The sequence below is a fragment of the Azonexus sp. genome (assembly GCF_036170495.1).
In the GTDB taxonomy this organism is placed as follows: Bacteria; Pseudomonadota; Gammaproteobacteria; order Burkholderiales; family Rhodocyclaceae; genus Azonexus.
On sequence record NZ_JAVHPH010000194.1, the window covers coordinates 1 to 3,932 of the forward strand.

Here is a 3,932-nt window from a genome sequence, read left to right on the forward strand (position 1 = left end):
CTGTCACGCCGGGGGTCGCGGGTTCGAGTCCCGTCCACTCCGCCAACATTCAAAAGACCAGCTGAGGCTGGTCTTTTTAGTCCACCTGCGAAAAAGGGGCTTCCCCCGCCAGGGTATAATCGCCGGCTTAGTCGCCTCATCAGTGCCAGGAGCCCAATTCATGCAGCAGCGCAGCGTCCTGTCGCTTGTCCGCCCAATCTTTGCCGCAACCCTTGGCACAGCGCTGTTGACGCTTTCGGCTCCGGTGCTCGCCGAAGACATGGACGGCGCGAGCTTCCCCTCGCTGAGCATGCCATCGCTCGCCGAACCGGGTCTGGTCGCCGACGACGTGTTGACCGTGCACGAAATACACATGGCGCCGCAGTTGTCCGGCACCATCGACCTGACGGCGCATTCAACCAACCTGTGGGAGCGCATCCGCAACGGATTCGCGATGACCGATCTCAACGATGATCTGGTCCTTTACTACCAGCAGTGGTACCAGAATCGCCCCGATGCACTGCGCCGGATGGTGGCGCGCAGCCGGCCCTACCTGCACTACATCGTGGAAGAACTCGAGGCGCGCGGCATGCCGACCGAACTGGCCTTGCTGCCGATGGTGGAAAGTTCATTCAACCCGAACGCCTACTCGCCGGCGCACGCCGCTGGCCTGTGGCAGTTCATCCCGGCCACCGGCAAGCGTTTCAATCTCGAACAGAACTGGTGGCACGACGAGCGGCGCGATATTGTTTCGTCGACCAATGCGGCGCTCGATTACCTGCAGGCAATCTACGAGATGCATGGCGACTGGCATCTGGCGCTGGCGTCGTATAACTGGGGTGAAGGCGCCGTCAAGCGGGCGGTCGACAAGAACGAGGCGCGCGGCCTGCCGACCGATTACCCCAACCTGACGATGCCGAACGAAACCCGGCACTACGTGCCCAAGCTGCAAGCGCTCAAAAATATTCTCGGCAACCCGGCGCTGGTCGCCCAGCTTGATCTGCCAATGATTCCCAACGAGCCCTATTTCGCAACGCTGGAAACCCGGCGCCCAATGGACGTCAAGACCGTGGCCCGCCTGGCCAACATGACAGAGGAGGAATTCCAGCGCCTCAACCCGTCGCACAACCGCCCGGTCATCAAAGCAGCGACGCCGGTCGTGATCCCCGCCGACAAGCTGGATGCCTTCCGCAGCAATCTGCAGAACACCCAGGCGCCGCTGACGCAATGGCAGGCCTACACACTGACGGCACCGGAAAGACTGGACCGCATCGCCGCCAATTTCGCCACAACGCCCGGCGAACTGGCCCGCGCCAACGGCCTTTCGGAAAGAGTCCGCCTTGGTGCCGGGTCGACCTTGCTGGTCCCGGGCAGCGGCAGCACGGCCAGCCTCAATACCCTGCTCAACACCTCAACGCCGCAGCACATCATCGAGCCGGAACCCTCGGCGCGCTGCGGCAAACCTGGCAAGGGGAAGCGCGTCGCGAAGAAGTGCGGCAGGGCTGAATCGAGCCCTAACAAAACGAGCGCCAAAGCCTCGTCGAAGGATGCCGGGAAACCGGGTGGCGCCAGCGCCAAACAGGGCAAGTCGGGAAAATCAGCGACCCGGGCTGCGAGCAATGGCAACACAAAAGCCGGCAGCGCCAAACCGGCCAAAGCTGGCGCGGCAAAGCCGGCCAAGCGAGCGAACAGCAAACGCCGCTAGGTCAGCCAGCCAGGTGGCAGCTGACGGTGTGCGCTCCTGAAACCCCGGTCACGCTCGGATAGCGCATTCGGCAGACCTCCATCGCCTGCGGGCAACGCGGATGAAAGTGACAGCCGCTTGGCGGATGAGCCGGTGACGGAGCTTCGCCGGGGAGCCGGATAGCTTGAACCTGACTATCGAGATGCGGCGCCGGAACGGCCGACAATAGTGCTTGCGTGTAGGGGTGCTGCGGCGAACGCAGGATTTCTTCTGCCCTGCCCTGCTCGACGATGCGGCCGAGGTACATGACGGCGACGTCGTGGGCCAAATATTCGACGACGGCAAAGTTGTGCGTGATGAACAGGTAGGCGATGCCAAGTTCGCCCTGCAGTTTTTTGAGCAGATTGAGGATTTGCGCCTGCACCGAAACGTCGAGCGCCGAGGTTGGTTCGTCGCAGATGAGGAGTTCCGGCTGCACAGCGAGGGCACGGGCGATGGCGATGCGCTGACGCTGGCCGCCAGAGAATTCGTGCGGATAGCGGTCGATGGCTTCGCTCGCCAGACCGACTTGCTGGAGCAGTGCGGCGACGGCTGCCGCCCGCGCCACGGAATCGGTCTCGACACCGAGCGCGCCCATGCCTTCGGCGATGATTTCGCCGACGCGCAGACGCGGGTTGAGCGAGGCGAAGGGGTCCTGGAAAATCATTTGCATGTGGCGGCGTGCATCACGCAGACGCCGGCCCTTGAGACCGACCAGTTCAGTGCCGCCCAGTGTGACGCTGCCGGCCGTCGGCCGGATCAACTGGAGCAGCGCCTTGCCGACCGTCGTTTTGCCGCAACCGGATTCGCCAACCAGGGCGAGCGTGCGCCCGGCGGAAATGGCCAGAGAAACGCCGTCGACCGCAAGAACGTGACCGACCGTGCGCTGCAGAAAGCCCTTGCGAATCGGGAAATGCACCTTGAGGTTGGCGACTTGCAGGAAGGGTTTGCCGGGATCGATGTCGAGTTCGGTGACGGCGTGGCGCGTTCCGTCGTCCGCTACCGCCTCGCCCTGCCAGTGGCAGCGGACAGTGTGGCCGTCGGCAACCTCGCGCCACGGTGGCGAAACGTCGCGGCAGACCGGCATGACGTGCGAACAACGGTCGGCGAAGCGGCAACCAGTGGGCATGGCAGCGAGCGACGGCACCTGGCCCGGGATGGTGGTCAGCCGCAGGCCACGCCGCGAGATGTCGGGCAGCGCCTCGAACAGGGCTTGCGTGTAGGGATGGCGCGGCTGGCTGAAGAATTCTTCGCGACTGGCCACTTCGACCAGTTCGCCGGCGTACATGACGCCGATGCGGTGGGCCATGCGGGCGACGACGCCGAGGTCGTGGGTGATGAGCAGCATGCCCATGCCACGGTCAACCTGAATTTTGGCCAATAAATCGAGAATCTGCGCCTGGACGGTGACGTCGAGGGCGGTGGTCGGCTCGTCGGCGATGAGCAGTTCGGGCTCGCCGGCCAGGGCGATGGCAATCATGACGCGCTGCTTCATGCCGCCGGAAAGCTGGAACGGGTATTCGGTCAGGCGGCGTTCGGGGTCGGCGATGCCGACCTGACGCAGCAGGTCGACCATGCGCTCGGTCGCTGCCGCGCCGCGCAGGTCGAGGTGGCGTTCGAGGACTTCGCCGATCTGCCGGCCGACCGTGAGCACCGGGTTGAGGCTGGTCGCCGGCTCCTGGAAAATCATCGCCATGCGGCCGCCGCGGTAGGCGCGCATGTCGGCTTCGGAGAGGCTGAGCAATGGCTCGCCTTCAAGCGCGACATTGCCTTCGAGGATGCGGCCGGCGGCGGGCAATAGCCGCATGATCCCCTGCGCCGTGGCCGACTTGCCGCAGCCCGATTCGCCGAGCAGGGCGAAGGTTTCGCCTTTCGAAATGGCGAAGGAAATGCCGTCGACCGCAGCCAGCGTCTTTTTGCCGGCGGTGAAGCCGAGGCGGAGGTTGTCGACCTTCAGCATGCTGACCTGACCATGCATTCCTCCCCCTTCAAGGGGGAGGTTAGGATAAGCAGAGACTTGGCCGCCGTTGTTTGGTGGCTTAGTCTGTTGCTTAGTAGCGTCACCAGGGGGCTGGGTCTAAATTGGCCGCATGCTCGGTAACCCATCCCCACCCCGACCCTCCCCTTGAAGGGGAGGGAGTAATTCGCGCCGGTATTGGCATCATGGATCATCAGGCAGCCCTCGGGTCGAATGCGTCGCGCACGGCGTCGGCGAACAGGTTGGCGGCGA

The 3,932-nt window shown here is 64.2% G+C and carries 2 protein-coding genes; one reads left to right on the forward strand and one right to left on the reverse strand.

Features of this window, described 5'->3' with window-relative positions; translation table 11 throughout:
* The first annotated feature begins 160 nt into the window (after nt 1-160).
* A complete protein-coding gene (locus ADADOO_RS06520) occupies nt 161-1,684 on the forward strand; it encodes a transglycosylase SLT domain-containing protein (protein ID WP_511276033.1) in 1,524 nt (507 codons plus the stop codon).
* A gap of 1 nt (nt 1,685) precedes the next feature.
* Here the strand turns inward: ADADOO_RS06520 and ADADOO_RS06525 are convergent, their stop codons facing one another.
* Complete coding sequence (locus ADADOO_RS06525; protein WP_511276035.1) at nt 1,686-3,662, reverse strand: dipeptide ABC transporter ATP-binding protein; 1,977 nt, start codon at nt 3,660-3,662, stop codon at nt 1,686-1,688.
* Nucleotides 3,663-3,932: the final 270 nt, after the last annotated feature.

Excerpts from the sequence above, each read along its gene's own strand:
- ADADOO_RS06520 (WP_511276033.1), top strand. The coding sequence starts at position 161 with ATGCAGCAGCGCAGCGTCCTGTCGCTTGTCCGCCCAATCTTTGCCGCA.
- ADADOO_RS06525 (WP_511276035.1), bottom strand. The coding sequence starts at position 3,662 with ATGCTGAAGGTCGACAACCTCCGCCTCGGCTTCACCGCCGGCAAAAAG.